Annotated in this window: 25 protein-coding genes and 1 pseudogene; 20 read left to right on the top strand and 6 right to left on the bottom strand. The window is 63.3% G+C overall.

Features of this window, described 5'->3' with window-relative positions; genetic code table 11:
• Complete coding sequence (gene arsB / locus QF015_RS12490) at positions 1 to 1074, bottom strand: ACR3 family arsenite efflux transporter (protein ID WP_429389371.1); 1074 nt, start codon at positions 1072 to 1074, stop codon at positions 1 to 3.
• A gap of 86 nt (positions 1075 to 1160) precedes the next feature.
• On the opposite strand from arsB, the gene QF015_RS12495 reads away from it, so the two are divergent.
• The 3 genes and pseudogenes from QF015_RS12495 to QF015_RS12505 all read left to right on the top strand — a co-directional run bounded on the left by QF015_RS12495 (position 1161) and on the right by QF015_RS12505 (position 3007).
• The gene (locus tag QF015_RS12495) at positions 1161 to 1523 is read left to right on the top strand and encodes an ArsR/SmtB family transcription factor (RefSeq protein WP_309993862.1); all 363 of its coding nucleotides are present in this window, start codon (positions 1161 to 1163) and stop codon (positions 1521 to 1523) included.
• Positions 1524 to 1546: 23 nt separating this feature from the next.
• Positions 1547 to 2028: pseudogene (locus QF015_RS12500) on the top strand (N-acetyltransferase family protein).
• An 82-nt stretch (positions 2029 to 2110) separates the two neighbouring features.
• On the top strand, positions 2111 to 3007 hold the full coding sequence (locus QF015_RS12505) for a hypothetical protein (protein WP_429389374.1): 897 nt from the start codon (positions 2111 to 2113) through the stop codon (positions 3005 to 3007).
• Here the strand turns inward: QF015_RS12505 and QF015_RS12510 are convergent.
• Positions 2902 to 5076: an MMPL family transporter gene (locus tag QF015_RS12510; protein ID WP_429389376.1), complete on the bottom strand. Its 2175-nt coding sequence runs from the start codon at positions 5074 to 5076 to the stop codon at positions 2902 to 2904. The two genes, QF015_RS12505 and QF015_RS12510, sit on opposite strands and share 106 nt — an antisense overlap.
• Before the next feature lie 166 nt (positions 5077 to 5242).
• On the opposite strand from QF015_RS12510, the gene QF015_RS12515 reads away from it, so the two are divergent.
• The 7 genes from QF015_RS12515 to QF015_RS12545 all read left to right on the top strand — a co-directional run bounded on the left by QF015_RS12515 (position 5243) and on the right by QF015_RS12545 (position 11410).
• On the top strand, positions 5243 to 5809 hold the full coding sequence (locus QF015_RS12515; protein WP_310210942.1) for a MarR family winged helix-turn-helix transcriptional regulator: 567 nt from the start codon (positions 5243 to 5245) through the stop codon (positions 5807 to 5809).
• Positions 5810 to 5838: 29 nt separating this feature from the next.
• Positions 5839 to 6654, top strand: a complete 816-nt coding sequence (locus QF015_RS12520) for a methyltransferase domain-containing protein (RefSeq protein WP_310210945.1) — start codon at positions 5839 to 5841, stop codon at positions 6652 to 6654.
• A gap of 99 nt (positions 6655 to 6753) precedes the next feature.
• Entirely contained in the window at positions 6754 to 7113 is a 360-nt protein-coding gene (locus QF015_RS12525; RefSeq protein ID WP_026543372.1) for a YciI family protein, read from the top strand.
• A 45-nt stretch (positions 7114 to 7158) separates the two neighbouring features.
• Positions 7159 to 8337 carry an RNA polymerase sigma factor gene (locus QF015_RS12530; protein ID WP_429389380.1) on the top strand — a complete coding sequence of 393 codons (1179 nt, stop codon included), beginning with the start codon at positions 7159 to 7161 and terminating at the stop codon, positions 8335 to 8337.
• A 180-nt stretch (positions 8338 to 8517) separates the two neighbouring features.
• Positions 8518 to 9945 carry a C40 family peptidase gene (locus QF015_RS12535; RefSeq protein ID WP_310210952.1) on the top strand — a complete coding sequence of 476 codons (1428 nt, stop codon included), beginning with the start codon at positions 8518 to 8520 and terminating at the stop codon, positions 9943 to 9945.
• A gap of 88 nt (positions 9946 to 10033) precedes the next feature.
• Positions 10034 to 10351, top strand: coding sequence for a hypothetical protein (locus QF015_RS12540; protein WP_310210956.1), 318 nt, complete (start codon positions 10034 to 10036; stop codon positions 10349 to 10351).
• 75 nt (positions 10352 to 10426) lie between these two features.
• Positions 10427 to 11410: an aldo/keto reductase gene (locus QF015_RS12545; RefSeq protein WP_429389383.1), complete on the top strand. Its 984-nt coding sequence runs from the start codon at positions 10427 to 10429 to the stop codon at positions 11408 to 11410.
• A gap of 28 nt (positions 11411 to 11438) precedes the next feature.
• Here QF015_RS12545 and QF015_RS12550 read toward each other — a convergent pair whose 3' ends face one another.
• Positions 11439 to 12530, bottom strand: coding sequence for a DNA polymerase IV (locus QF015_RS12550; protein WP_310210961.1), 1092 nt, complete (start codon positions 12528 to 12530; stop codon positions 11439 to 11441).
• Between the two features lie 183 nt (positions 12531 to 12713).
• Here QF015_RS12550 and QF015_RS12555 point away from each other — a divergent pair, with 183 nt between their 5' ends.
• The 4 genes from QF015_RS12555 to QF015_RS12570 all read left to right on the top strand — a co-directional run bounded on the left by QF015_RS12555 (position 12714) and on the right by QF015_RS12570 (position 15897).
• On the top strand, positions 12714 to 13169 hold the full coding sequence (locus QF015_RS12555) for a hypothetical protein (protein ID WP_429389386.1): 456 nt from the start codon (positions 12714 to 12716) through the stop codon (positions 13167 to 13169).
• A gap of 194 nt (positions 13170 to 13363) precedes the next feature.
• On the top strand, positions 13364 to 14698 hold the full coding sequence (locus QF015_RS12560; RefSeq protein ID WP_429389388.1) for a hypothetical protein: 1335 nt from the start codon (positions 13364 to 13366) through the stop codon (positions 14696 to 14698).
• 174 nt (positions 14699 to 14872) lie between these two features.
• Positions 14873 to 15496: a LysE family transporter gene (locus QF015_RS12565; RefSeq protein WP_310210983.1), complete on the top strand. Its 624-nt coding sequence runs from the start codon at positions 14873 to 14875 to the stop codon at positions 15494 to 15496.
• Positions 15497 to 15531: 35 nt separating this feature from the next.
• Positions 15532 to 15897: a hypothetical protein gene (locus QF015_RS12570; protein WP_429389390.1), complete on the top strand. Its 366-nt coding sequence runs from the start codon at positions 15532 to 15534 to the stop codon at positions 15895 to 15897.
• Here QF015_RS12570 and QF015_RS12575 read toward each other — a convergent pair.
• On the bottom strand, positions 15881 to 16915 hold the full coding sequence (locus tag QF015_RS12575; protein ID WP_310210988.1) for a LacI family DNA-binding transcriptional regulator: 1035 nt from the start codon (positions 16913 to 16915) through the stop codon (positions 15881 to 15883). The two genes, QF015_RS12570 and QF015_RS12575, sit on opposite strands and share 17 nt — an antisense overlap.
• A gap of 240 nt (positions 16916 to 17155) precedes the next feature.
• Here QF015_RS12575 and QF015_RS12580 point away from each other — a divergent pair, with 240 nt between their 5' ends.
• The 3 genes from QF015_RS12580 to QF015_RS12590 are packed head-to-tail and all read left to right on the top strand — an operon-like array spanning position 17156 to position 20531.
• Positions 17156 to 18133: a nucleoside hydrolase gene (locus tag QF015_RS12580; RefSeq protein ID WP_310211267.1), complete on the top strand. Its 978-nt coding sequence runs from the start codon at positions 17156 to 17158 to the stop codon at positions 18131 to 18133.
• On the top strand, positions 18133 to 19578 hold the full coding sequence (locus QF015_RS12585) for an MFS transporter (protein ID WP_310210991.1): 1446 nt from the start codon (positions 18133 to 18135) through the stop codon (positions 19576 to 19578). Before QF015_RS12580 ends, QF015_RS12585 begins: the two co-directional genes overlap by 1 nt.
• Positions 19575 to 20531: a ribokinase gene (locus QF015_RS12590; RefSeq protein WP_429389393.1), complete on the top strand. Its 957-nt coding sequence runs from the start codon at positions 19575 to 19577 to the stop codon at positions 20529 to 20531. The genes QF015_RS12585 and QF015_RS12590 overlap by 4 nt, the downstream gene beginning before the upstream one ends.
• Here QF015_RS12590 and QF015_RS12595 read toward each other — a convergent pair.
• Entirely contained in the window at positions 20528 to 20842 is a 315-nt protein-coding gene (locus QF015_RS12595; protein ID WP_310210997.1) for a hypothetical protein, read from the bottom strand. The two genes, QF015_RS12590 and QF015_RS12595, sit on opposite strands and share 4 nt — an antisense overlap.
• 99 nt (positions 20843 to 20941) lie before the next feature.
• On the opposite strand from QF015_RS12595, the gene QF015_RS12600 reads away from it, so the two are divergent.
• Positions 20942 to 21562 (top strand): TetR/AcrR family transcriptional regulator, encoded by a 621-nt coding sequence (locus tag QF015_RS12600; RefSeq protein WP_310211000.1) that lies wholly within the window; start codon positions 20942 to 20944, stop codon positions 21560 to 21562.
• Positions 21563 to 21565: 3 nt separating this feature from the next.
• Here QF015_RS12600 and QF015_RS12605 read toward each other — a convergent pair whose 3' ends face one another.
• Positions 21566 to 23062, bottom strand: coding sequence for a M60 family metallopeptidase (locus tag QF015_RS12605; protein ID WP_429389396.1), 1497 nt, complete (start codon positions 23060 to 23062; stop codon positions 21566 to 21568).
• A gap of 240 nt (positions 23063 to 23302) precedes the next feature.
• On the opposite strand from QF015_RS12605, the gene QF015_RS12610 reads away from it, so the two are divergent.
• Positions 23303 to 23866, top strand: coding sequence for a low molecular weight protein-tyrosine-phosphatase (locus QF015_RS12610; protein WP_310211006.1), 564 nt, complete (start codon positions 23303 to 23305; stop codon positions 23864 to 23866).
• A complete protein-coding gene (gene pabB, locus QF015_RS12615; RefSeq protein WP_429389398.1) occupies positions 23863 to 25923 on the top strand; it encodes an aminodeoxychorismate synthase component I in 2061 nt (686 codons plus the stop codon). The genes QF015_RS12610 and pabB overlap by 4 nt, the downstream gene beginning before the upstream one ends.
• Positions 25924 to 25943 lie beyond the last annotated feature (20 nt).

Below are 25943 nucleotides of genomic sequence, written 5' to 3' on the forward strand. Positions count from 1 at the left end.
TCAGGCAGCGATAAGGGCAGGAGCAGGAGTGAAACAGCGCGTGCGCGCCCAGAGGGCCACATACACCAGTGCAACAAGGACGGGTACTTCAATCAAGGGCCCGACGACACCAGCGAGTGACTGTCCGGACATCACGCCAAAAGTGCCAATGGACACGGCTATGGCCAACTCAAAGTTGTTGCCGGCCGCAGTGAACGCCAAGGTGGTGGTTTTCGCGTAGCCAAGATCCAGCCAGAACCCTGCCACCATTCCGGCGCTGAACACCACCAGGAAGTAGACCAACAGAGGGATGGCGATCCGGGCGACGTCCATTGGCCGGGAGGTGATGGCCCCACCCTGAAGAGCGAAGAGCAGAGTGATGGTAAACAGCAGACCGTAGAGGGCCCAGGGGCCGATCCTGGGGAGGAACCGGGACTCATACCATTCCCGGCCCTTGGCCTTTTCCCCCACCGTTCGGGTCAGGAATCCTGCCAGCAGCGGGATACCCAGGAAAATAAGCACTGAAGAGGTAATGGCCCAGAAGGAGAAGTCGGCACTGGTGGTGGGCAAACCCAGGAGTGAAGGGAGCCACTGGAGATAGAACCAGCCAAGGGCGCCGAACGCGACAACTTGGAACACAGAATTGATGAACACCAGGACAGCTGCCGATTCGCGGTCTCCGCAGGCGAGGTCGTTCCAGATCATGACCATGGCAATGCAGCGTGCCAAGCCGACAATGATCAGCCCCGTGCGGTACTCCGGCAGGTCAGGCAGGAATATCCACGCCAGGGCAAACATGAAGGCCGGTGCAAGAACCCAATTGATGGCCAAGGAAGCGACCATCAGCTTGCGGTCTGCCAGAACCTTGTGCGTTTGGTCGTACCGGACCTTCGCAAGGACCGGGTACATCATCACCAGCAGGCCCACTGCGATGGGAAGTGACACCTGGCCGACTTCAAGTGCTTCCAAAGCCACATTCAGTCCCGGTATCAGCGCTCCCAAGGCCAGGCCCAACGCCATGGCCGCAACAATCCACACCGGCAGGAGACGATCCAAGGCGGACAGTCTTCCGATGACAGCAGCTTCGCTACCCACAACACTCCCGGTTAGATTGATGAACTTCGATATAGAAATATCAACAGCTATATCGATGATTGTCAATGTATGTGCATAATGGATGCATGAACTCCGGGAGAACTCTCGAGCTGACACCAGTGGACGCAGCAACAGACGCGTGCTGCGAGCCGTCGGGGCAACCCACCATCGATACCTACGAGGCACAACTCCGGGCATCCGTATTCAAGGCCCTCGCAGACCCCAATCGCCTGCGCCTTCTGTCCATCGTCAAGGGCTCGGAGGGCGGTGAGGCGTGCGTCTGCGACCTCACTGAGCCCCTGAGCCTGGGACAGCCAACGGTGTCGCACCACCTGAAGATTCTTGTCGACGCAGGCCTGCTCCATCGCGAAAAGCGGGGCACCTGGGCCTACTATTCCCTGGTTCCCGGCGCTATCGAACGGACCACGGGACTCTTGGAAAGCCTGTGAGCAGCGAGACCACCATCCGGCCGATGTCTCCCTCAGACTGGCCCACGGTCAGGGAGATCTTCAGCGAAGGCATCGCCTCGGGGCATGCCACCTTTGAACCTGCGGCACCGGACTGGGAGCAATTCGACGCCACCCGACTCAAGGATCACAGGCTCGTAGCTGAGATCGCCGGCCGCGTTCTTGGCTGGACCGCCGTTTCTCCCGTTTCATCGCGGGCCGCGTATTCCGGCGTCGTGGAGCATTCCATTTATGTCGCCGGAGAAGCCCGGGGCCTTGGAGTTGGGAAGAGTCTTCTACGGGCACTCATAGCTTCCACCGAGAAGGCAGGCATCTGGACCATCCAAGCCAGCGTTTTCCCGAGAATGCAGCCAGCCTCAGACTTCACGCCGCAGAAGGATTTGCAGTCGTCGGCAGGAGAAGCCGTATCGGCCGCATGCCGAACGGACCACGTAAAGGACACTGGCGGGACACCGTCCTGATCGAACGCCGTTCCTCCACTATCTAACCCCTCCGGAGGCCCTCACGGAGGGTAGCTCCGCTCAGTGTGATGGGTCCAGTGACCTATCCTTGTCCGCGGGGGTGTTGTTGTGCAGAAAAAAGCGGCCAAGTGGGATGCGCGGGTCGCCTATGCCGTAATCATCACGGGTGTCGTGGCATTGTTCGTGTGGGTGGCACACGACAACCTCGCCCCCGCATCTGTTTTCTTCCTCTTGGCCGCGGCCTATGCGGCGCTCCTGTTTGGAGTCGTCTGGCGATCGGTCCGTGCGTCCACGGTGATGCAGTTCGCCATAGGCATGATTTCCTTCTCATTGATCTCTATCGAGGGTGATCTGGGAGCTTTGGCGGCCTGCTCGTGGTTCCTGGGGATCCTCGCTGGCGGAATCGCGGGCGGCCACCCATGGTCCGGAAAGCGCCCCGGATCGGATGGAGGACAGAAGCGTGAGCGCAACGGTGAGGGCTACACAGGGGGCTTGCGACTCGCAGTGATCAACGCCGCCAGCGCTGTGGTCCTGGTTGGACTGGGCGTCACCCACCTCGTCCTCCAAACGCCGACGGCGGTAGTGGGCGCCGTTCTCATTGGCGCCTTGGTTGCGGGGTGGGCATTGTTCCGCTTCCCACCATCCCTTCAGACCAGGAACGTGCTTCTTCTGGTGATACCTGTGGAGTTTTTTCTGCTGCTTATCGTCGGCGGCAACACCGGTCAACGGGCCCTTCCCTTTGTGTGGGCGTATGGCATCCTGGCCGGGATCCTGTTGGGCGGGCGGTACTGGAGTGGCCCGCGGCTCGGCGAACCCCGGCCACCATACAACGTGCAAGCCAAGCGACAGCGGAAACGGAAGCGCAAGTCACGTGCGAAAGCGAAGCAGAAGCCGAATACCTACCGCCCCACGGACGCCTCTTCCTCCTCGCGGGGCCCAACCGAGGCCACTGAAGACTCACGCGCCAGCTTGCCCGGCCACCAGATCTTGCTGCCGATGTCGTAGGCAAGGGCCGGAACCAGGAGCGAGCGGACCAACACGGTGTCCAACAGCACGCCGAACGCCACAATGAACGCCAACTGCACCAGGAACATGATGGGAATGACGCCGAGCGCGGCGAACGTAGCGGCCAGCACCACCCCCGCGGATGTGATGACACCGCCAGTAACGGCCAGCCCCCGCAGGATTCCCGGGCGGGTTCCATGCTTCAAAGACTCTTCACGGACACGGCTCATCAGGAAGATGTTGTAGTCCACGCCCAGTGCAACCAGGAACACGAACCCGAACAACGGCACCGTGGCATCAGCCCCGGAGAATCCGAAGACTCCGTTGAACACCCAAGCCGATACGCCCATCGCGGCTCCGTACGACAGCACCACGGACAGCACCAGCAGCACCGGCGCCACAATGGAACGCAACAGGAGCATCAGGATGAAGAGGATGACGACCAGCACGATCGGGATGATGACCATCAAGTCGCGCTGCGCGGTGGTGTTGGTATCCAGCGCCGTGGCGGTCACCCCACCTACCAAGGCTTCGGAGTCAACCTCCCGCACCGCGGTACGCAGCGATTTCACCGCTTCTTCAGCTTCAACGGAGTCCGCAGCCGAGTTCAGTGTCGCGTTGATGAGGACTCTGCCGTCACGGATTGCGGGCTCCGCAGGAGTGCCGGGCGCGCCGGTGATGGGCACGTTTCCGTCGGCCAACAGGTAGGCGTCGCCCACGCCGTCGGCGGCTTTGACTTTGTCCAGGACCTGCTGCGCCGAACCTTCAGAGGCGACGACGACGGCGGGGCTGCCGCTGCCGGCGTCGAAGTGGCGCGCCAGCGCGTCCTGGCCGTCAACGGCGTCGGACTGGGACAGGATGACATCGGTTTGCGGAACACCGTTGGCCTTCAGTTGCAGGATGCCTGTGGAAGCCACCAGGAGCAGCAGTACCGAAGCCACCCAGACAACGCGCGGGCGCCTGGAGACCAGTCGACCCGTCGCACGCCACAGACCCTTTTGACCCTCAAGCCCGGTGACAATCTCAGGTTCACGTTCGTCGTCGGGCAGGAGCTTGGGACGGAAGGGCCAGAAGGCCGCGCGCCCGAGCAGCGCCATGAGCGCCGGCAGCAAGGTGAGGGCGGCGAAGAGCGAGCAAAGAATGCCCGCCGCCGCAACGGGACCGAGCGCCTTGTTGGAGTTCAGGTCGGAGAAGAGCAGGCAAAGCAGGGCGATGATGACGGTCGCACCCGAAGCGAGAATCGGCTCGAAGGATGCCTTCCACGCCGTAATGACGGCCTGCGTACGGTTGGTGGTGTGTGTCAGCGCTTCACGGAACCGGGCCACAAACAGCAGCGCGTAGTCGGTGGCCGCGCCGATCACCAGGATGGACAGGATGCCCTGGCTCTGGCCGTTCAATTGGATCCAGCCCAGTTTCGCCATGCCGAACACCAGCAGAATCGCCGCACACAGAGCGAAGACCGAGGTGAACAGAACTGCGATAGGCAGGACCACCGAGCGGTAAACCAGCAGCAGGATCACAAACACGGCGCCCAAGGCAACCAGCAGCAGGATGCCGTCGATCCCGCCGAACGCGTTGACGAGGTCCGCGGTCAGACCTGCGGGACCAGTGACGAACGCTTGCATGCCATCGGGCGCACCCGGCTGGACGACGTCGCGCAGCTCCTGCACTTTCTCCCGAAGTTCATCTGAGGAAGCCATCGGAACGATGAACTGGACGGCTTTGCCGTCCTCGGAAGGGATGGGTCCGACGACGGCGCTCCCCAGCTTGAGTGCCTCAATGTCGGCTTTCAGCTGGGCTGCTTCGCCCAGCTGGGCCGGGGTAAAGGCTGCATCGCCCTCAACGATGACCACGGCAGGGATCTCCTCGGAGTCCCGGAACTTGGCTTGCCAGTCTCCGGCCTCGGTGGCTTCGGCGCCTGCGGGGAGGAACGAGGCTTGGTCATTGGACGAAACCTCCTCGAGCCGCCCAAACGTGGGGCCGCCAACACCGGCAATGCCCAGCCACGTGATGACCAGCACTACGGGGATCAGCCAGCGCTGCCAAAACGGTACTTTCCGCGAGTTCATGAGTCCTTCTTCTCTGAGGATGCTTGGGATGCTTTATTCCATCATAGATTATCTCTATGATGGAACTATTCCAATGGGTAACACACCAGATGCCACCATCCCCTGTTTCTGGGAGTAATATCCGGAAGGCAGTCATCACGGGATCAACGCTGGCAGGAGGGCGGACATGTCGGACACAGCAGCCCCGCGCCCTCAGCCGGAGCGCCCCCAACCCGCGCGCCCTCAACCAGACCGCCCCGATTCCGGTCGCCCTGACAACGCTGCTCCCCAAGAGTTGGTGCGGCTCCTTCAGGACTTCACCCTCGAAGCAAACCACTACGTCGACGCCGCCGGCGGACGGAACGACATGCATCGCACCGACCTGAACGCGCTCGCCGTGATCATGCGCCACTCCGCCGCGGGCAAGGTGGTCACTCCCGGCGTCCTGCGGACCGAACTTCGACTCAGCTCCCCCGCGACCACCGCGTTGGTGGACCGGTTGCACGCCAGCGGACACGTAGTGCGCGAGCGTCTCGGGACGGACCGCCGGCAAGTTCAGCTCCAGATGACACCGAAGGCATACAGGGATGGCAGCGCCATGTTCATGCCTTTGGCTCTCAGGATGGGCAAGGCCATGGCGGCGTACAGCCCTGAGGAACTGGCCCTGGTAACCCGGTTCATGACGGACATGGTGGAAGCCACCCTGGCCGCCCGCGAAGAAGCCACCCAACCCGACCCAACGCGCTCCACCTAAATTCATGGTCCAAGTTGTAGCGTTTCCCTATGAACGCGCAGCAGCCTGAAGATGTCTATACCCACGGGCACCACGAGTCGGTTGTCCGGGCCCACGCCTCACGGACGGCCGAGAATTCGGCCGCGTTTGTCATCCCCCATCTCACGCCGGGAAGGTCAGTGCTCGACGTCGGGTGCGGCCCCGGCAGCATCACCTGCGATTTCGCGGGGCTGGTTGCGCCCGGGCAAGTAATCGGCTTGGACCGCTCGCCGGATATCGTCGCCCAGGCCACGGAGCTTGCCAGGGAGCGTGGTGTGGACAATGTGTCCTTCCAGACCGGCAACATTTACGATCTCGACTTCGAGGACGAGTCCTTCGACCTCGTCCACGCCCACCAGGTCCTCCAGCACCTGACTGACCCTGTAGCGGCGTTGCGGGAGATGCGGAGGGTGGCCAAACCGGGTGCGATAGTGGCGGTGCGCGACGCTGATTTCCATGGCATGAGCTGGTACCCGGAGGTCCCGGAACTGGACGACTGGATGGAGCTCTACCAGAAGATCGCACGCCGCAACGGAGCAGAACCCGACGCCGGCCGACGCTTGGTTTCGTGGGCCCAGCAGGCAGGGTTCACCCAGGTGGCTCCCACCAGCAGCAACTGGCTCTACGCCACGGCCCAGCAACGAGCATGGCAGTCCAGGGTGTGGAGTGAACGGGTGCTGCACTCAGCGTTCGCTGAGCAGGCCTTGGAGTACGGCTTCGCCAACGAGGCGGACCTTGCCCGGATCGCCGCGGGCTGGCACCGTTGGGGAGCCACCGATGATGGCTACTTCCTCATTCCCAACGGCGAAATCATAGCCCGGGCCTGACTTTTCAAAGATTTTCCCGAACCATGTAGAAATGTCCGCCGCTGTTCCGACCAATGAGTGAAAGCACCCACACAGGGCGCCCCTCACAAGGAGTTTGAGATGAAATACATGATCATGATGTTCGGGTCGGCAGAGGGCATGATGGAAACCGCAGATCCTGCGTGGATCCAGGAAATGATCGGGTTCATGATCCAGATCGACAAGGACCTCACGGAGTCGGGCGAGATGGTGTTCAACGCGGGCCTCGCCGATGGCAGCACGGCGAAACTGGTCAAGCAGACCCCCGACGGGGTGATCACCACCGACGGACCGTTCGCAGAATCCAAGGAGTCGCTGGTGGGGTACTGGGTGGTTGATGTGGCCAGCGAGGAACGAGCTGTGGAGATCTGTTCAAGCATCGTGAAATATGCGCAGGTGGTTGAGCTTCGCGCCGTCCAGGAAGCGCCTCCGGAGGTCTGACTGGATTCCCCGGAGGGCACACGCATCGAGGACTTGCTGCGCAGCTTGGCGCCGCAGGTCCTCGGCGTGCTGGCACGCAAGCACGGACAGTTCGATGCGTGCGAGGACGCCGTCCAGGAAGCACTGCTTGAAGCCGCCGTTCAGTGGCCAGCGGGTTTGCCGCGTGATCCGAAGGCATGGCTGACTGCAGTCGCTTCGCGGCGTCTGATCGATGCGTGGCGCAGCGAAAGCGCCCGGCGCACGCGCGAGGAACGCGCCGCGGCCCTGGATTTTCAGTCCAGCTCCGTCCCGGAAACCGACGACACCCTCACCCTGATGTTCCTCTGCTGCCACCCCGCGATCTCGGCACCGTCGCAACTCGCCTTGACGCTCCGGGCAGTTGGAGGACTCACGACGGCGGAAATCGCCTCTGCTTTCCTGGTCCCCGAAGCGACCATGGGACAGCGCATCAGCCGTGCAAAACAGGGGATCCAGAAGGCGGGAGCCACGTTCAGCATGCCGCCGGCTTCCGAGCGGAAGGCGAGGCTCGGCGTCGTACTTCACGTCCTGTACTTGATCTTCAACGAAGGTTACGCGGCAAGCTCGGGGCCGTCGCTGCAGCGTGAGGACCTCACTGCGGAAGCGATTCGTTTGGCCCGTTTGTTGGTAGCGGCTGCGCCGGGTGAGTTGGAAGCAAGCGGCCTTCTGGCGTTGATGCTGCTCACGGATTCCCGGCGTTCCGCACGTGCCTTGGCCGACGGGATGCCGGTTCCGCTGGCCGAGCAGGACCGATGTTTGTGGAACCGTGGACAGATCGATGAGGGCATCGCGTTGTTGTCTTCCGTGCTCGGACGTGGCGCCGCCGGACCCTACCAACTCCAGGCCGCTATCGCTGCCGTGCACGCGGAGGCTGCGTCCAGCGACGCGACGGACTGGCCCCAGATTCTTGCCCTGTACACGGTCCTCGAGGCAGTGGCCCCCAGTCCGGTGGTGACCCTGAACCGTGCTGTGTCCGTGGCCATGGTGAAAGGACCGGTTGCCGGGCTTGAGGTGTTGGACGGCCTTGATCCGGCGCTCAGCCGTTCGCATCGGTTGGACGCTGTGCGGGGACACCTGCTGGATATGGCGGGTTTCCCGCTGGAGGCCCGCGCGGCGTACCTCTCTGCCGCCAAGAAGACAGGCAGTCTCCAGGAACGCCGGTACTTGATGGGGAAGGTCGCAGGGCTGGACGCCGCCGGAGGTTGACCCACGACACACCCGCCGTGTCGGCCCAAACCACACGGTTGTGGTTTATGTTACTGGTGTGGCTGCTGTTGCCAATGTGCAAGGGCTCACGTAACCTCAGGACTGCCGGGAGCCTCTGAGGGGCGCAGTCGCGCCACCTTCAGAACCTCGCTCCCCCGTACCGTTTCGAGGTTTCTGTACATGGCTTTATCCCGATCCGCCCGCAGGACGGCGGTGCTGTGCGCCGTCGTCGTACTTTCCGGTGCTGTGGGGACTCCGGCAGGGGCCGTACCCGCCTCAACCATCCCCCTCAGTGTCCGGACGTCTCCAGACGTGCCCTCGCCAGAGGAGATCGCGGCAGCCAAAGCCAGTGAGAGGGCGACGGCGGACCAGGTCACCTCCATTGAGCGGATCCTCGCGGACGCAGCGGGTGCCCAGCAGGCCGCGGCTGCAAATGCCATGCAGGCCAACAACGCGTACAGCGAAGCCCTGGTGGAGCTCCAGCAAAGGACCAAAACCGCGTCGGAGGCCGGCGCCGAAGCCACGGCTGCCCGCGAGCAGCAGGACAAGACGCGCAAACAGGTGGGGCAGATCGCCGGTGACCTGTACCGCAATGGCGGACTGAATCCCGCACTCGTAACGCTGGCCCACGGCAGCGAAAGCCTTCAGCAGGCGGCCACGCTGGAGGCCCTCTCAGCCAGGCGAAACCGCGATCTTATGGCCGCCGTCAGCGCCGCCGCCGCATCCCGGTCCCTGTCTGCAGCCGCGGATGACGCCACCAAAGCCGCAGACGACGCGGCAAAAACAGCCGAGCAGCGCAAAACGCAGGCGGAACAGGCCAATGCGGCGCAGGTCAAAGCTGCGGCCGACGCGAAAGCGCAACGGACCACTCTGGTGGACCAGTTGGCCCAGCTCCGCAACACCACTGTGGCTCTTGAGTCGGCCAGGGTGGATGCACTGGACCGGCAGCGTGAAGAGGCACGGCTCGCGGCACTGACCGCCACTGCTGACGAGGCAGCGCAGAATCAGACTGGCCAAGATCCGGCCACTTCGCCGGGGACTCCCGCACAGACACTTCCCGCGCCAGCTGCTCCGGCTCCGGCTGCCCCGGTCCAAGAACCGGCTGCACCTCCAGTTCCCGCTCCAGCACCTGTCCCGGCGGCGCCCGCTCCAGCACCTTTGCCTGCACCTGCGCCGCCCGCTCCCGCGCCTGCGCCGCCCGCGCCCGCGCCTGCGCCGCCCTCTGTGCCATCGACGGGGTCGTACGAAACAGCGATTTCCATAGCCTTGGGTAAGGTCGGCGCGCCGTTCTACTACCAGTGGGGCGGTACTGGGCCTTACGGTTTTGACTGCTCAGGACTGGTACAGACTGCCTTTGCCGCGGCTGGGATGCGCCTGCCCCGAACTGCCTCACAGCAATATGCGGCAGCGCCGGTCCGCGTCCCGCTCTCGCAGGCCCGCCGAGGCGACCTGCTGGTATGGGGTTCGCCGTCCAACTTCTATCACGTGGCCATCTACTTGGGGAATGGACAGGTGGTGCAGGCCTTGAACCCACAGGAAGGCATCACAGTCTCAAGCATCAGTTCAATGGTGGGCATGGAGCTCTACCCCTACGCGGCCAGATACTAGCCACTGGGCTCACGGCTGCCGGAACCATCCGCCGCCCCATGCCTGAGTTGGTCCACCAAACCCCGGTGGGCTGCGGGATGATGAAGACATGAGCGACCCTGACCCGGACCTCTGGGCCGAATTCGACAATGTCAAACCTGCCCAGCGCGACCATTTGAGTGGCCGTCCAGACCGCGAACCGGCAGGCTTCGGCTTCAGAACGGGTGTGCGCAGTGCGAAAGTCGCCCTCGGATTCGCCGTGTACGCGCTGGTTCTCGGAACCACGCTGGTGATCACAGGAGCCGTAGTCTTCATTGCCCAGAGTCAGTGGCTGCTGCTTGGACTGATGGTGCTCGTTGAAGCAGTCTTCGTCTATGGGTTCATTCAGCTGGCCCGCCAAGCGCACAATCGGCGTTCCCCGCACTGAGGATCCACCGCGGTGTCACAGCCTTGGTTCCACTTTGTCGGGCAACGTCCCAACCAGGCAGCATATAGTCGATTCATGGAACAGCGCATACTTGGCAAGACCGGCCGATCCGTCTCCACCGTTGGCTTGGGGACCTGGCAGCTCGGCGCCGACTGGGGCGACGTCACGGAGGAGGACGCCAACGCAGTCCTGGAGGCTTCCGTCACCGGCGGTGTCAACTTTTTCGACACCGCAGACGTGTACGGCGATGGGCGGAGCGAGCAGTTCATCGGACGCTTCCTCCGCGCCAACCCGGACCTGGACATCACGGTGGCCACCAAGATGGGCCGCCGCGTCGACCAGATCCCCGAAAACTACGTCCTCGATAACTTCCGCGCCTGGACGGATCGCTCACGCCGCAACCTGCAACAGGACACCTTGGAGCTCGTCCAGCTGCACTGCCCTCCCACCGCCGTTTACAGCAACTCCGAGGTCTACGATGCCCTGGACACGTTGGTCAGCGAAGGCGCCATCCGCAATTACGGCGTCAGCGTCGAGCGGACCGATGAGGCCCTCGAAGCCATCAAACGCGGCAACACAGCCACTGTGCAGATCATTCTGAACGCCTTCCGCTTGAAGCCGCTCGACGAGGTGCTGCCCGCGGCGAATGACGCCGGTGTCGGGATCATCGCACGCGTGCCGCTCGCCTCCGGTTTGCTGTCCGGGAAGTACACCGCCGCCACCGAATTCCCTGCCGACGACCACCGGAACTATAACCGCGACGGGTCCTCCTTCGATGTCGGCGAGACCTTCTCCGGCGTCGACTTCGCCACCGGCGTCAAGGCGGCCCAGGAGTTCAGCGCTTTAGTTCCCGACGGCGTCACCACCCCGCAAGCGGCCCTCGCCTGGATCATCGCCCAGGACGGCGTCACCACGGTCATTCCCGGGGCACGATCGGCTTCGCAGGCTGCGGCAAACGCTGCGGCAGGTGAACTCCGGGCAGTGGGGGCCGGGCTCGCGGACGGTGTCCGGGACATCTACGACCACCACTTCCGCGAAGCGATCCACCCGCGCTGGTAGTTGATGGGCCGCCGTCGGGCGCTGGCTGTTACCAGCCGCTGCGCGTCGGCGTATGACCCTTCCGGGCTTCCTCGGGCATGGACATTTCGGCCCGCAAACCGAGGAGCCGGATGGGCCGGTCCGGCTCCATTTTTTCGGTGAGGTCCAAGGCCTGCGCGAGGACTTCATCCCTGTCGAACGTCTCGGGGATCTTCCTCGCGTAGGTCTTGGTAAAGAACGGTGCGTACCGGACTTTCAGGGTCAGCCCGATCACCGGACGACCCTCCGCCGCGACGTCTTCCAGGACGCGGGCGGTCAATTCCTTGATGGCGTTCTCAATTTGCCCGGCTTCGGTCAGGTCTTGCTGGAAGGTGGTCTCGCGGCCGTGGGCCCTGGCGACCCACGGAGTGTCGTCCACTTCGCTGGAACCCTCACCACGTCCCAGCTGGGCGTACCACGGTCCCATCTTGGGCCCGAACTCCGGAACCAGGCCTTGAGGGTCGGCCGCTGCAAGCTCTGCCACCGTGGTGATGCCATGCTTCGCTAACCGCTGGGACACTTTGGGACCGATGCCCCACAATTCCTTGGTGGGTTTTTCGCCCATGACGTCGAGCCAGTTCTCCTTGGTCAGGCTGAAAACTCCAGCGGGTTTGCCAAAATCCGTGGCATTCTTGGCGCGGACCAACGTGTCACCGATGCCCACACTGCAATGCAGCTGGGTTTGGTCGAGGACGGCGGCCTGGATCTGCCGGGCATAGGCGTCCGGGTCTTCAGTTATGACCCCGACAAATGCCTCATCCCAGCCAAGCACTTGCACCGTGGCACCCGGCTGGGCGCGCAGGGTGTTCATCACTACGTCCGAGGCTGCCAGATACGCCTCCTGGTCGACCGGGAGGATGATGGCGTCCGGCACTTTGCGGGCTGCGATCCTCAAGGGCATCCCGGAGCCGACGCCGAACGCCCTCGCTTCGTAGGATGCCGTGGACACCACAGCCCGTTCGGTCGGATCTCCCCGGCCACCGACAATGATGGGCTTGCCAGCGAGCTCGGGCCGCCGGAGTATCTCGACAGCGGCAATGAACTGGTCCAGATCGACGTGCAGTACCCACGGGATTCCGCTCACGGGACCAGTTTGCCTCATTGCCTGGTGGATTGGCTGTACCTTTACCACCCTCTTGGAACTGCGGGAGCACGGGAGACAACCTATTTCGGGTTCATTCGGGTAGGTCAGCCCCCAAAGTAGGAGGTGAAGGCACGGGGCCCTCTGTCCACATAGACGAAATGGTGGGTCCCCGAAGAGTCTGCCCGGCCGTAGCCTCGAAATATGATCATTCAGTCTGGTTTTGACCTAGCACTCCTCGCCCGCCCACACATAGTTCAGGCTCACGGTGTACTTCCCCGAGTAGTTGCCCTAGGCCTCGATTCCGACATGTGTTTGGACATCATCACTATTGTCAGTGATGAATTCAGAGGGACACTAAAACCACACTTTGAGGAGATTCTCGACGCCCTACGGCATCAGGACACCAAGTACTTCGCAATCGCTCATTCTGGTTGCTGGCCTGAAACATACGATGGCCCAGAACCCATCCTTGCAGAGGCAGCAGCTCTTAAAGCACTGGCCTCAGGAGAGCTCGGCTTGGAAATGATCGGGCACTTCGGCATGGACGAAACCGGATACATCCCCGCCGGCCCTGACTCTTATTTCGACGAGTACTACAACCTGCTACCCGAGACCCAACACCATTGGAGCCGTGCGACCCTCGGCAGATGCGGTTGAATACTTCGGCCCGTTATGGAAGGGATTTTAGTGGCTCGAAACTTCGAGTCTTTGCATATCAGCTCAAAGCAAGCAAGACACAATCGGTTCACGTGGAAATTTCCAGTCTCACAACATATTAGAGTGACCTTTGCTCGCGACTCCGCGAGCAATAACTGACCGCCATGGGGGCGGAGAATCATGGGGATTCACGCGTGTCACTGAACTACCGTACCGGCCGCTTGAGAATAGTGCTCGGAATTGTTTTTACGGCCTTCCTGACCTTTGGCTTGATGCCACAAATTCCTGCAGTGGCGGCCACGGACACCGCCCCGCCAGTGCTCGTGACGTCCACGGTCTCCCCTAAGACCTTCAACCTCAGCACCGGCCCCGCCACCGTCAAGGTCACCCTCCGCATCACCGACGCCACCAGCGCGAACGCACCAACACTCTCCGTCAGCCACCGCGCCACCGGCCAGAGCCACGGTTTCGGCAGCATGACCCTGATCTCCGGCACCACCAAAGACGGCACCTGGGAACGCACCATGACCATCCCCCAAGGCTCCGCCCTCGGCCAATGGGAAGTCACCCTCTTCCCCCTCCGCGACAGCCTCGGAAACTCCGGAAACTTCCAAACACTCACAACACTCAGCCTCAGCGGCACCCCCACGGACACCGCCCCGCCAGTGCTCGTGACGTCCACGGTCTCCCCTAAGACCTTCAACCTCAGCACCGGCCCCGCCACCGTCAAGGTCACCCTCCGCATCACCGACGCCACCAGCGCGAACGCACCAACACTCTCCGTCAGCCACCGCGCCACCGGCCAGAGCCACGGTTTCGGCAGCATGACCCTGATCTCCGGCACTACCAAAGACGGCACCTGGGAACGCACCATGACCATCCCCCAAGGCTCCGCCCTCGGCCAATGGGAAGTCACCCTCTTCCCCCTCCGCGACAGCCTCGGAAACTCCGGAAACTTCCAAACACTCACGACACTCAACGTCAACGGGGCGCTGGCGCCTGGGACGCCGACCATTACGGGCATCGCTAAGGCCGGTTCCACCTTGACCGCTGGGTCTGGCATATGGGGACCGGCACCCGTCACACTCAGCTACCAGTGGTACCGCGCAGGCATAGCCATCACCGGAGCCACTGCACCCACCTACAAACTCACCGGCACGGACACCGGGAAAACACTGACCGTGAAAGTGACCGGCACCAAGCCCGACTACATCACAGCGAGCAGGACCTCCGGCGCGACCTCGACCATTGCCCCAGGTACGCTAACCACTGCTGTCCCGACCATTACCGGCACCGCTAAGGCCGGATCTACGCTGACCGCAAGTTCCGGCACTTGGGGACCAGCACCGGTCACCCTCAGCTACCAGTGGTACCGCGCAGGCATAGCCATCACCGGAGCCACTGCACGCACCTACAATCTCACCGGCACGGACACCGGCAAAACACTGACCGTGAGAATCACCGGCACCAAGATCGGCTACACGACAGTCAGCGTCTCCTCAGCCATTACCGGAGTCGTCACGCCCTAGAGGAAACCAGCGTCAGGTGGTCGAGCCACCTGACGACGTTGCTTCCTGACCTGCTTTGGATCCAGTGTTCGCCGGAAATCAACCTATTCCGGGTGTATTCGGCTGTCGCGAGGACCAGACAAGGTCAGGAAGCAACACGACCAAGCCATGCACCTACCGGGCATAAGCTGAGGTGTGCAGTTTTCACTTTGGCTGGCCCTGGTTGGTGCCGGCACCCTCATCAGTTTCACTCCCGGCGCCGGTGCCATCTTCACCATGAGCAACTCGCTTAACTCCGGCTTCCGACGCTCCATCTGGGGCATCCTGGGCCAACAGGTGGCGTTGGTTATCCACATCGTCATCGTGGCGCTGGGGGTGGGCGTGCTGGTTTCCAATTCGCCGGTCATCTTCAACGTCATTCGCTACGCTGGCGCCGCGTACCTGGTATACCTCGGCATCCGGCAGTTCCTGCACAAGCCTGACTTGGACAAGGAAGAGGTCGCGAACAAGAAGAACGAGTCCGCCCTGTCCATGTTCCAGCGCGGTATCTGGGTGAACCTGCTGAACCCGAAGGCAATCGTCTTCTTCCTGGCCTTCATGCCCCAATTCATCCGCCCGGATCAGCCGTTGCTCCAGCAATACGCAGTCCTGACCACTACGGTCATCATCATCGACATCATGGTGATGTGGTTCTTCTTTGCCATGGCAGCACGCTCATTCCAGCGCTTCACCCATGATCAACGTGGCCAAATAATCCTCAACCGCATCTTCGGGTGCCTGTTTGTGCTGGTCGGTATCCTCCTGGCGGTCATCCACTAGCCAAGGCTGCCAGCGCGGGTGCTACCGTCGGACCCATGGAAGCGGACTGGATCGAGCACCGACGCGCAGACGACGGCGAGCACGTCGGCTGGATGAAGCCTGTAGACGACGGATTCGTCGCCATCGATCTCCTGGGACGCCAACGCACGGATGTCGTGGACTGGATGAGCGCAGAAGAGACCCTGGACGATCTCGGCCTACGCTACCTCGCCGAGCCCCACGAACTGCGACTCGACGGCGGCGATTGGTTGCGCGTGCGGATCGCTGAAGTGACTCCGTCTGTGGTGCGGGTGAAGAAGGACGATTGGGGTGACATGACCGCTCCCCAGATCTACTTCACAGTGGCCAACCCCGTATCGGAAGACCAGCTTCGCCCGCTGTCACCTAACCGGCAGACGTAGATCCCCGCACCACCAGGGAGCTCCCGAGCGTCACGTGCGGTTCCTCCAGCGCCAGGCCTTCCATCAGTCCACGCAATTGCTCCCCCGCTTTGCGCCCCAGCGGGGTAGCGGGCAGGTGCACGCTTGTGAGGCTGGGGTTGCTGGTGGCCGAGTACGGCAGGTCGTCGAAGCCAGCCACGGCCAACTCTTCAGGGATCCGGACCCCCGCCACCCGGGCTTCCTGCAGCACGCCATAAGCGTGCGTATCAGTACCGCAGACGACGGCGGTCACCCCCTCGCGCTGCCACGCCGGCCAGGCGTCGGCGAACGCGGCCGCGGCAGCACCGACGTCGATAGGGGTGCTGATGACATGGGCGTCAGCGACCGAAAGCCCGCAGCGGAAAGCCTCCTCCAGGAAAGCCTCCCGACGCAGCTGAAACGTGGTGGTTCCCGTAACGCCGTCCACGTAGGCGGCGCGCTGATGCCCGGAAGCAGCCAGATGCCGTGCCAGTTCGCGCGCGCCCTGGGCAACGTCAAGGTTCACGGATGGCGCGTAGGACTCAAGGCCGGGTGCATCCAACAGGACCAACGGGCCGGCCGCGGACAGATCTTCCAGGAACTCTGCGCTGGGCGCCCCCACCAGCAAACCGGCAGGGCGCAGTGCCAGAAGTTTGCGGACATCGTCAGCCTGAGGGGACTCACCGGCGTCGGTCACGGAAAGCAGCAGCTGGTACTGGGAACCCAAGGATTCCCGCACCCCAGCGATCACGTTGGCGAAGAACGGGTTGGACACATCCGGCGTCACCAGAATGACGATTGAGCTGACACCTCGAGCCAGTGAACTTCCGATGCTGTCCACGACGTACCCAAGCTCGGAAATGGCCGAGCGCACGCGCGAGATGTTGTCTTCGGAGACACGTCCTTGCGTTTTTCCGTTGGCCACCAGGGAGACCGTGGCCGTGGAAACGCCGGCCCGCTCCGCCACCATCGCAGCTGTCACGCGGGGCGCACGGGTGTGGCGCCGATCCAGGGATTCCATGCATCGATCGTAGCGTTGTTACCCCGCCCTGACCTGCGACAAGGCATCAAGCGCTTGACGCATTCCACGTTAAGCGTTTGACGCGGCACGCTAAGCAGTGCCAGAATTCCCCTGAATGCTTAGCGCCCTGCCCCGGGCAAGTTCCAGGCAGGCCCCAATGACGTGGAGAGAAACGTGGATCCCAATACACGCAAGAAGATCATTCTTGACTGCGACCCCGGCCATGACGACGCAGTAGCAATGCTGCTGGCTCACGGCAACCCGGACATCGAATTGCTTGCAGTGACCACGGTGGTGGGCAACCAGACCCTCGAGAAGGTCACCCGGAACGCCCTCTCAGTCGCCACGATTGCCGGCATCACGGGCGTCCCGTTCGCCGCCGGTTGCGACCGTCCCTTGGTCCGCACCATCGAAACCGCTCCCAGCATCCACGGCGACTCCGGCATGGATGGCCCGGAGCAGCCCGAGTCCGCCATCGAACTGGACCCGCGCCACGCCGTCGACCTCATCATTGAGACCGTCATGGCACATGAGCCTGGCACGGTCACCTTGGTCCCCACCGCGGGCCTGACCAACATCGCCATGGCTGCCCGCAAGGAGCCCCGCATCGTGGAGCGCGTGAAGGAAGTTGTCCTCATGGGAGGCGGCTACCACGTGGGCAACTGGAGCGCTGTGGCCGAGTTCAACATCATCATCGACCCCGAGGCCGCACACATCGTCTTCAACGAAAAGTGGCCTGTGGTGATGGTTGGCCTTGACCTGACACATCAGGCACTGGCAACGGACGAGGTCGTTGAGCGCATCGCAGCCATCGGCACCAAGCCAGCCAAGTTCGTCATGGAACTCATGGACTTCTTCCAGAAGACGTACAAGGACGCCCAGGGCTTCGACTTCCCGCCCGTCCACGATCCCTGCGCCGTCGCGTACGTCATCGACCCCACGGTCATGACCACGCGCAAGGTCCCCGTGGATATCGAACTGCAGGGCAAGCTCACCCTCGGCATGACCGTTGCCGACTTCCGTGCCCCGGCTCCGGAGGACTGCCACACATCGGTTGCCGTTGACCTGGACCACAAGAAGTTCTGGGATCTCGTCACCGATGCGATCGTCAGGATTGGCGAACCAGCGCACGACGACGGCGCTGACGCCTGCAATGCGGCCACCGCCACCGAAGTCAGTGCCACGGCAGAGGCCATCCTGGCAGGAGAGGCCAAGTAATGTCTTCGCTCGCCCAAGAAACCAAGTCCTCCCGCGGCAACGTCACGGCCCTCATGGTTGCCCTGCTGGCAGCCTGCGTGGCTTTCCAACTCAACGCCTCCATGCTCAGCCCCGCGCTGGTCACCATGGGCAACGAACTCAACACGGACCAGGCCACCATCGGGTTGTCCCAGACGTGGTTCTTCACCGCGGCCGCCCTCTTCTCCCTCTTCCTGCCCCGCCTGAGCGACATCGTTGGCCGCAAGAAGATCCTTGTAGGCATGATGATCCTTATGGCTGTCGGGTCCGTCATCGCCGCACTCGCACCTGACGTCACATGGCTGTTCGTCGGCCGCATCATCCAAGGTGTCAGCGGACCCACGGTTCCGCTCTGCCTGATCATGCTCCGCTCCGCCGTCACCAACCCCCGCAAGTACGGCACACTCATGGGCCTCATCACGGCAGTCAACGGTGGCGTGGCCGGCGTCGACTCGTTCGTTGGCGGCTACTTCGCGGAGAACTTCGGCTTCCGCAGCATCTTCTGGCTCATGGTTGCCCTCGCCCTGGCAGCCACCGTTCTGATCGCCGTCCTGGCAGGCGAAAGCAAGCCCGCTGCCGGAACCACCATGGACTGGCTCGGCGTGTTCTTCATCGTGATTGCGGTGGGTGCTCTGCTGACCGCCCTGAACGAAGGCGCCAAACTGGCCACCGCCTTCGACGCCGGCACCCTGACCCTCGCGATCTTCCTGACGGTGATTGCCGCCGTCGCGTTCTTTGCGTTCTGGACCGTCGAGAAGCGCGCCAAGCAGCCCATGGTGGAAACCGTGCACCTGCGCCAGCGCTCCACCTGGGCGCCGCTGCTGACCACCACACTGACCATGACGGGCATCTTCGCAGTCATCAACGGCATCGTTCCGGCCTATGTGCAGGCAGCGGATCCGGGCTTCGGCGTGGGTCCCACGGAAATGTCGCTCATCATCCTGACCCCCTACGCCCTCCTGGGTTGGCTGTTCGGCCCGATCAGCGGGCGCCTGGCACCCGTCCTCGGGTACACGAAAGTCCTGCGTATTGGTCTTCTTGGCAGCCTTGTTGCCCTGGCGATCATTGCCTTCTTTGGGCTCGGCAACCTGCCGATGATGATTGTGGGCACGGCCTTGCTGGGCATCATGTACGCCGGTACCGTCAACATCATGCTGAACGGACTCGGCGTGGTCCTCTCGCCCCAAGGCAACCCCGGCTTCCTGCCGGGCATGAACGCCGGAGCGTTCAACCTCGGCGCGGGCTTGAGTTTCCTGGTCCTGCCGGCCGTGCTCGTCGCAACCGCTTCGCTGAATGATGCCAAGGCGTCCTATTTGACCGTCGTCGTGGTGGGCCTGGCCATCACGCTCGCCGCGTTCGCCGCGTCCCTCCTGATCCCGAAGCCAGTTGACGCAGAAGTGACCGAGACCGAAAAGGTGACCGCATGAGCGACGCATCCAAAGCGGGAATCGTCGTCGTCGGCTCCCTCAACGCCGACCTCACCATCTATTGCGACCGGCTCCCCCAACCGGGCGAAACGGTCCATGGCAACGGTTTTGCCGTGAATCCGGGCGGCAAGAGCGCCAACCAGGCAGTCGCTGCGAGCAAGCTGGGCGGCCAGGTCCGCCTGATCGGCGCTGTCGGCGACGATCCCAACGGCACCATGCTGCTGGACTCGGCGGCCAGCGCCGGCGTGGACGTGTCCCGCGTGCGACGCTCAGACAAGGCCACGGGTGTCGCCGTCATTTCGGTCGACGCGGGCGGCGAGAACAGCATCATTATTTCGGCCGGTGCGAACGGCACGCTTGTCCCTTCCGACATCAGCGCGGACGCTTTTCGCGATGCTGCCGTGGTCTGCCTCTGCCTGGAGGTGGGGATCGATACGGTGATTGCCGCCGCCCAAGCAGGGCACGACGCCGGCGCAACCGTGCTGTTGAACCTCTCGCCTTACGCGGAGGTACCGGAGGTCCTTGCGGGGTTGAGCGACGTGCTGCTGGTGAACGCGCACGAAGCTTCGCTGTTCCTTGGTGCAGAAGCCGATGTTCCGGACTCCGATGCCGAAGCTGAAGCGTGGGAGCCGGTCCGGAGCCAGTTCGCTGACCGGGGCCTGCAGCGCGTGCTCGTGACCCTCGGCGCGCAGGGTTCCGTGGTGCTGGATTCGCTGGCCCGCGGTTCCGAGGACCAGATCACCCGGATTGCCCCGACGCGTGTCAACGCAGTGGACACCACGGGAGCGGGCGACGCTTTCACCGGTGCTGTTGCTGCCCGCCTGGCGGCTGGGGAATCCCTGGCCAATGCCGCGTCCTTCGCCTCAGTAGCCGCTGCCCTGGCTGCAACGAGGAAGGGTACGCAGGCCGCGTACCCGGGCATCGCCGACGTCGAGCAGCTGCGGGGCGCCTAGTTCCAGGGTTTCTTCTCAGCGGACTTGCGGGCCGCACGTTGGGCGGCGCGCTCCACTGCTTTGCGGCTCAGGGCGCCGTGGCCCGCAAGCATCCGGGGAACCACCAGGTAGACAGCTGTGGGAACGACGAATGCGGTCAGCACGAGCGCCCGAAGGACCGGGTGCCACGGCTCCATGATCGGCCCAAGCACCAGCATGCCGATGGACACGAGCGGGAAGATCGCCATCCACGTGATGATCGCCCGGGTGTGGACGGATGGCGCGTGCGGGCGGGCTGTGGGGGTTGTTTCCGCGGCGGTTTGGGTCGTCATGGCATTCTCCAACCAGTTAGTTGCAATTGAGCTGGATTCACCATAACTCCACGCGCACACAATTACAACTACTTAGTTGGAAACTGGTAACATGACCCTATGGCGTGGGACACAGAGCGAACCAAGGGGCTGCTGCTTGAAGCAGCAACGTCCGAGTTTTGCGCGCGCGGACTCGCGGGAGCGCGCATCGACCGCATTGCGTCGGAAGCCGGCGTCAACAAAGAGCGGATCTACCAGTACTTCGGCAACAAGAACGCCCTTTTCGACGCCGTGATTGTCGCGGCCCTCAGCTCCCTCATGGACGAGGTACCCATCGAGGGCCGAGGACCGGAAGCCATGGCGGACTACGCCGGAAGGCTGTTCGACCACCACCAAAAAGACGCCACGGCACCAAGACTCCTCTTCTGGGAAGGCCTGGAACGGGGAACCGAAGTTGTGGGACTGCCCAAGCGGATGGCCAACTGCGCATCCAAGGTCAACAGCACCATTGCGGCGCTTCCCGGCATCTCACGGGAAGACGCAGGAGACCTGTTGATCACCATCGTGAGCTTGTGCGACGCCGCACCCGTGCTGCCCGCGCTCGACGGACTGATGGCGGGCGATGGTCCAGGCCGTACGCAAAGGCGACGGGCCGCCGTCGTACGTACCGTTTACCTCGCTGCCGCAGCGCTGGCCGCCGAAGCGCAGGAACCCACCACGGCCCCGGCGACCATCGCCTAGGCGCTACTGCGCGCCGGACTCCTCGAACTGGGAGCGTGCGGCGAGGGACTTCTGCGCCTGGATCTGCCTGGCCAACATCAGTTGCGCCTCGTCGCGGATCAGCGTGGGATCAGTTGCCGGCGGGACAAGCCCTGCCGCCGCAATTTGTGCCCGCGCGTCGCCGTCAACCGTGAAGCCCCACTTGAGGAAGAAGTCGCTCAAGTCAGCCTGGGCGGCCTTGCTTGCCCACACCACGAAGTTGCGCAAACGGTAAGCCTCATCCCAGTAGTCTCCCTTCGGAGGGCGCTGCTCGCGGATGATCTTGTGCAGGGTCGGCCAGAAATTCTTGAAGCCGAGGCGGAGTTGCTCGAACATGACGAGGCGTTCCATGCCGTCGAATGTGGTCCCGTACACCACGCCTTCACTGCCGATCATCGGCACGGCAGACTCCCACGGCGTCAGGCCCGTGGCTGCATCCGGCACGTGAAGTCGGGGCTGCTGCCCATACTTCCTGGCGAAACTCGCATTGACGGCCAAGGAGTAGATGTTCACCGTGACTTCCGTGAGCGACGTCGGCTTGTAGGTCACCTGCTGATGCTGATGGCCGAGCTCGTGATAGATACCCCAACCCCGCATCCGCAGCCCCTCCACCGTCAGGAGCCGGTCCTGAATGGGTGGCGGAAAGGACGTGTGTCCGTGGGTTGCGTACGCCCCCACATTGGCGATTGCCGAGGGGTATCCCACCAGGTGGTAGGCATGGGCCTGCCGGGCATGAAGTGGACAGGAGCCGTCATAACCGCTGGTCGCATCCTCGATGGAGATCAGGTCCTCGAACGTGAACATCAAGTCTGAGTGGTTCTCGGAACGGTATCTCAGCGCGGAGGCGCGCTCCACCGTCACCGTGGCGTGGGCGCTGACGAGCTCCACGAACGGAGTGGGTCGCTCATCGAGTTGGCGCTGGAATTCGAGTTCACTAGTGCGGCCGTAGACGAAGTAGGGCATCGGCTGCGCAACGGCATCAAGCGTGGCGCTGACATAGCCGCCGGCTCCGATCACCTTGTAATAGATCACGCCACCCCCAGCGTCGGTGATGACGTTCTTCCCCTTCTTGAGCGGGTATTCACGGGACTTTTTGAACTCGGGCCGGGCATCGGCGTCGGGCGCCCCTACGACCAGCACCGCGTCCGCGGCCGTCATCGCCTTGATGGTCACCGTCAAGGCCGTATTGGCTGGCAGGTAGAAACCTGTGGACTGAAGGTTGGTGGTGCACAAGGAGATCTGAAGCCTGTCCTCCTCCGAGCCGTGGGAATCCGGCATCGCTGTGACGATTTGGCTGCGCGATTGGCTGGTTCGTGTGTCGGCGGAGGCGGCGCCCGCAGTCCACGGCACCATGACGCTTCCAGCGACCACCGCGATGGCGCCCAATGCACCGCGCCTGCTGATGGCATGACGCCCCAGGGAAAGCACCCCGGGTTCTTCCGCTCTTCGTGAATCGTGGAGACGGCTGTGACTTTCACTCATGGATCATCCTTTAGTCCGGGCCAATCACTGTGACCAGCCTCACGGTTTAAAATGAAAGCGCTTACTATCAATTAACGCAATAGTTCGGCGGAATAATCTTGCTGGCGCTATGTAGATCGACACTAATAGAAAGCGCTTACTACTTACATTGGGCGCTATGTGACAGATTCGACACAAAAAATGACTTTCTTGTGGAGTGGGCCCTAGCCAAGGAGGGGTGCCATCAACCATGCTTGCTCCATGTACTCAACGACGAGCCCATACCGCATCATCACGGTCTGCACTGGAAACATCTGCCGCTCGCCCATGGCAGCGCTCATGCTCACCGAAGCCTTCGAAGCGGAAGGGCTCGGGAAGCTGGTTGAGGTGGACTCTGCGGGCACCACCGGGTACGAGGTGGGGCATCCGATCGATCCCCGCGCGGCCCGCGTCCTCACGGCCCAGCACATCGCTTCGGAGGACCACGTAGCCCGCAAATGGCGGCATGGATGGTTCGCCGAACGCGACCTGATCCTGGCGCTCGATGTAGACCATTTCGGTTGGTTGCAGCAAGGGGCGCCGGACCATGAGTCGCTGGAGAGAGTACGCATGCTCCGCAGCTTCGATCCCCACATGGCGGGCCGGAGCTCCCTGGACCTGGGCATTGAGGATCCCTGGTATGGCGGCCACACGGACTTCGACAACACCTGGACACTCATCAAGGCATCGATTCCCGGAATCGTGGAGTACGTGAAGTCGGCGATCGCCGCTGCCCCGCAGAACACCGAAGCCGACGAGCCCCAGCAGGTAACCTCTATGTCATGACCCCTGCACCCGTGATCATCGCTGTTGACGGACGATCCGGCGCAGGAAAAACCACGTTGGCCGTTGAACTTGCCGCCCGGTTGCGGCAGCACCACAAGGTTTCGCTGTTCCATCTGGAAGACATCTATCCCGGCTGGAACGGCCTCCGCACGGGCATCGAGCGTTACGTCGCCACGGTCCTGACTCCTTTGAGCTCCGGTCGGGCCGCCGAATGGACCAGTTGGGATTGGGAAAGGCACTACGACGGCGGACTGAATGTCACGCTTCCCGCCGAGATCGTGATTGTTGAGGGTGTGGGCGCAGCCGCGGACGCTGCCCGTTCCATGCTGGACGCGGTGGTGTGGGTCGAAGCCCCCGGTGACGACCGCCGTCGTCGTGCTTTGGCGCGGGACGGAAGCACTTACGAACCGTACTGGGACGCCTGGGCAGCCCAGGAAGAGGACTGGCTTTCCACCGACTCCGTGGTCAGCTCCGCTGACGTTCGCGTGCAAAACCTTGCCGACGGGAGCGCCCCGGACAACGTCCTGCAGGCACTCATGTATCTGCCATCGCTCGCCGCCATCCTCGCCCCCGAGCTCAGCGCGCGACGCGGACTGCAGCTGCGGTCCGAGCGCCTGGAAGCGACCCCGGACGCGGCGCTGCTTTTTGAGACCCTTTACGAACGATCCGGCAACGCTGCCTGGCTCGATTCCTCCAACGCCTCAGCCGTCGCCGGCAGGTCCCAGGCCGCCGCCCGCAGCCGTTTCAGCATCCTGGCGGACGACGGCGGGACGTACGGCCAGTCGGTGCGCCACCGGTCCGGGGTTACCCAGGTTACGGCGGGCACCACCACGGTAACCACCTCCGGTCCGTTCTTCCGATGGCTCGATTCCGTGTGGGGCCGCCGCGCAGTCCGGGCACCCCGGGGCTACGACTGCCAATTCACCCTCGGGTGGCTCGGCTACCTGGGGTACGAACTCAAACGGGAAACGGGCGGCAACGATGTCATCCCAGACACCCCGGATGCGGCCCTGCTCTTCGCCGGACGCGCGGTGGTGCTTGACCATCGGGAACAGACAGTCTGGCTGCTCGCCTTGGATGCGCCCGACGCCGATGAGTGGTTCCGTACGGCACGCGCCGCCGTCGTGGCTGCTGCCGGCGTCGTTCCGGGCGCTGGCGTCGTTCCGGGCGCTGGCTCTGCCCCAGTCCCCACCGCCGGGCCCGTCCCCGCCTTCGTCAGCCGGGACTCCGCGACGGATTACAAGCGCAAAATCGCGGAGTCCCAGCACGAAATCAGCGAAGGCAACTCCTACGAAATCTGCCTGACCACCACCCTTGAAGCCCCCGCCCGGGACCTGGATCCGTGGAGAAGCTACCTCAACCTTCGGCGCCGGAACCCGGCACCGTTCGCCAGTTACCTGCGATTCGGCGAACTGGTGGTCGCGAGCACGTCGCCGGAACGCTTCCTTCGCATCCTGTCCGACGGCGGCATGCGCGCCGAGCCGATCAAGGGCACCAGGCGCCGGTCCCCTGATGCGGCCGAAGACGCCGCTTTACGGCACGATCTGGAGACTTCGACGAAGGATCGCGCCGAGAACATCATGATCGTGGACCTGCTGCGCAATGACCTCAGCCACTTCGCCATCCCAGGCTCTGTGACGGTCAGCCGCCTGTGCGCGATCGAAAGCTACGCCACCGTGCACCAAATGGTGAGCACCATTGACGCGCACTTGAAGCCGGGCGCACCACGGGCCGAGGCCTTGGCTGCGGCCTTCCCGGCCGGCTCCATGACCGGCGCACCGAAGATCAGCACCATGGACATCCTGGACCAGCTCGAAGCGGGGCCACGTGGCATCTATTCAGGCGCCATTGGCTACTTTTCGCTGAACGCCGCCACGGACCTCGCCGTCGTCATCCGCACCCTGGTCGTCAATCCCGACGGCGACGGCGGCCGAACGCTCTCCCTCGGCGTGGGCGGGGCCATCACCGCGGATTCAGTGGCCGACGACGAATATGAGGAAATCCGGACCAAGGCGTTCGGCGTTCTGTCCACGCTGGGCGCTGAGTTCCCGGGCTAGGTTCTGTCCCCGGTCCACGG

The sequence above is a fragment of the Paenarthrobacter sp. TE4293 genome, from assembly GCF_050435325.1.
Taxonomy (GTDB): Bacteria; Actinomycetota; Actinomycetes; order Actinomycetales; family Micrococcaceae; genus Arthrobacter; species Arthrobacter nitroguajacolicus_C.

Bases quoted from the DNA above. Each gene is read 5' to 3' on its own strand.
- QF015_RS12495 (WP_309993862.1), top strand. From the start codon at position 1,161: ATGAACTCCGGGAGAACTCTCGAGCTGACACCAGTGGACGCAGCAACA.
- QF015_RS12510 (WP_429389376.1), bottom strand. From the start codon at position 5,076: ATGAACTCGCGGAAAGTACCGTTTTGGCAGCGCTGGCTGATCCCCGTA.
- QF015_RS12515 (WP_310210942.1), top strand. From the start codon at position 5,243: ATGTCGGACACAGCAGCCCCGCGCCCTCAGCCGGAGCGCCCCCAACCC.
- QF015_RS12520 (WP_310210945.1), top strand. From the start codon at position 5,839: ATGAACGCGCAGCAGCCTGAAGATGTCTATACCCACGGGCACCACGAG.
- QF015_RS12525 (WP_026543372.1), top strand. From the start codon at position 6,754: ATGAAATACATGATCATGATGTTCGGGTCGGCAGAGGGCATGATGGAA.
- QF015_RS12535 (WP_310210952.1), top strand. From the start codon at position 8,518: ATGGCTTTATCCCGATCCGCCCGCAGGACGGCGGTGCTGTGCGCCGTC.
- QF015_RS12540 (WP_310210956.1), top strand. From the start codon at position 10,034: ATGAGCGACCCTGACCCGGACCTCTGGGCCGAATTCGACAATGTCAAA.
- QF015_RS12545 (WP_429389383.1), top strand. From the start codon at position 10,427: ATGGAACAGCGCATACTTGGCAAGACCGGCCGATCCGTCTCCACCGTT.
- QF015_RS12550 (WP_310210961.1), bottom strand. From the start codon at position 12,530: ATGAGGCAAACTGGTCCCGTGAGCGGAATCCCGTGGGTACTGCACGTC.
- QF015_RS12555 (WP_429389386.1), top strand. From the start codon at position 12,714: ATGATCATTCAGTCTGGTTTTGACCTAGCACTCCTCGCCCGCCCACAC.
- QF015_RS12570 (WP_429389390.1), top strand. From the start codon at position 15,532: ATGGAAGCGGACTGGATCGAGCACCGACGCGCAGACGACGGCGAGCAC.
- QF015_RS12575 (WP_310210988.1), bottom strand. From the start codon at position 16,915: ATGGAATCCCTGGATCGGCGCCACACCCGTGCGCCCCGCGTGACAGCT.
- QF015_RS12580 (WP_310211267.1), top strand. From the start codon at position 17,156: ATGCTGCTGGCTCACGGCAACCCGGACATCGAATTGCTTGCAGTGACC.
- QF015_RS12585 (WP_310210991.1), top strand. From the start codon at position 18,133: ATGTCTTCGCTCGCCCAAGAAACCAAGTCCTCCCGCGGCAACGTCACG.
- QF015_RS12590 (WP_429389393.1), top strand. From the start codon at position 19,575: ATGAGCGACGCATCCAAAGCGGGAATCGTCGTCGTCGGCTCCCTCAAC.
- QF015_RS12595 (WP_310210997.1), bottom strand. From the start codon at position 20,842: ATGACGACCCAAACCGCCGCGGAAACAACCCCCACAGCCCGCCCGCAC.
- QF015_RS12600 (WP_310211000.1), top strand. From the start codon at position 20,942: ATGGCGTGGGACACAGAGCGAACCAAGGGGCTGCTGCTTGAAGCAGCA.
- QF015_RS12605 (WP_429389396.1), bottom strand. From the start codon at position 23,062: ATGAGTGAAAGTCACAGCCGTCTCCACGATTCACGAAGAGCGGAAGAA.
- QF015_RS12610 (WP_310211006.1), top strand. From the start codon at position 23,303: ATGTACTCAACGACGAGCCCATACCGCATCATCACGGTCTGCACTGGA.
- pabB (WP_429389398.1), top strand. From the start codon at position 23,863: ATGACCCCTGCACCCGTGATCATCGCTGTTGACGGACGATCCGGCGCA.